The following is a 663-nucleotide window of genomic DNA, read 5'->3' as shown; positions in this document are numbered from 1 at the left end:
CAGACTAGCTCCTCCTACGAGCGCACCGTCAACGTCCTCTTTTTCAAGCAATTCAGCAATGTTAGCTGGTTTAACAGAACCACCGTATAAAATACGTGTTTGGTCTGCTGCTTCTTTACCAGCGATTTCAAATAATAAATCGCGGATGTGTGCTGACATATCTTGTGCATCATCAGCAGAAGCTGTTTTACCAGTACCGATTGCCCAGATTGGTTCATAAGCAATTACAGCTTGTGCAACTTGATCAGCAGTTAAACCTTCAAGAGCAGCGCGGATTTGTCCACTAACCCATTCTTTTTCTTGGCCAGCTTCACGAGTTTCTAAAGTTTCACCACAGCAAATGATTGGTGTCATGTTGTGGCTGAAAATGCTTGCTGCTTTTTTACGCACATCTTCATCAGTTTCGCCGAATAATTCACGACGTTCTGAGTGACCGATGATAACGTACGGTACGCCTAATGCTTCTAAAGCAAGCGGAGAAATTTCGCCTGTGAAAGCACCATCATCTTCAAAGTGAACATTTTGTGCACCAATTTGGATGTCAGTACCTGCTACTTCTTCGATTAATTTTTCAATGTAGATTGCTGGTGGTGCGATTAAAGATTCAGCATCCGTTTGTGGGAAACCTTCTTTAAGTGCAGCAACGAATTCGTGAGCTTCAGC

Annotated in this window: 1 protein-coding gene; it reads right to left on the bottom strand. The window is 43.1% G+C overall.

The genetic code is table 11. The features are described from left to right. On the bottom strand, positions 1-663 hold a 663-nt coding region (gene tpiA / locus ACRCJ0_RS18025; protein WP_431391510.1), incomplete at both ends, for a triose-phosphate isomerase.

This window comes from Aerococcus sp. L_32, assembly GCF_050689315.1.
This window is presented reverse-complemented; position numbering and strand designations above follow the sequence as displayed.